This is a genomic window from Pantoea sp. 18069 (assembly GCF_902706035.1).
In the GTDB taxonomy this organism is placed as follows: Bacteria; Pseudomonadota; Gammaproteobacteria; order Burkholderiales; family Burkholderiaceae_C; genus Comamonas.
Genome location: NZ_CACSJA010000117.1, coordinates 1 through 438, shown reverse-complemented (window position 1 = coordinate 438; position 438 = coordinate 1). Strand labels below are relative to the sequence as shown.

Annotated in this window: 1 protein-coding gene and 1 pseudogene; both read left to right on the top strand. The window is 63.2% G+C overall.

What is annotated here, in order from left to right; genetic code table 11:
* Positions 1–97 (top strand): annotated as a pseudogene (locus GVL12_RS25830) (heme exporter protein CcmB); the annotation flags it as partial.
* A 55-nt stretch (positions 98–152) separates the two neighbouring features.
* A partial coding sequence (locus tag GVL12_RS25825) for a cytochrome c biogenesis protein (RefSeq protein ID WP_235033989.1) occupies positions 153–438 on the top strand: 286 nt, incomplete at its 3' end.

Here is a 438-nt window from a genome sequence, read left to right as displayed (position 1 = left end):
GGATGGCTATCTGGCGATCCTGGGGGCCTTTTTAGCCGCCAGCGCGACGCTATGCCCGTTTGCCACCGCCGCCGCGCTGCGGCTGACGGCACAATAACCCGCTGCGGTCTTTCTGACGCGGTGATAAAAAACAGTCGTGTGAGTAAACGTCTATGTGGAAAGCATTACATCAACTGGCGATCCCCGAACGGCTATACGGCCTGTGCGGGCGCTGGATCCCGTGGCTGGCGACGCTGAGCGCGCTGCTGTTAGCGGTGGGGCTGGGCTGGGGCTTTGTCTATGCGCCCGCCGACTACCAGCAGGGGGAGAGCTATCGCATCATGTATCTCCACGTCCCGGCGGCGATGGGGTCAATGGGGATCTATGCCGCGATGGCCGCCGCGGCCTTCGTCGGCATGGTCTGGCAGGTCAAAATGGCCGACCTTAGCGTTGCGGCGC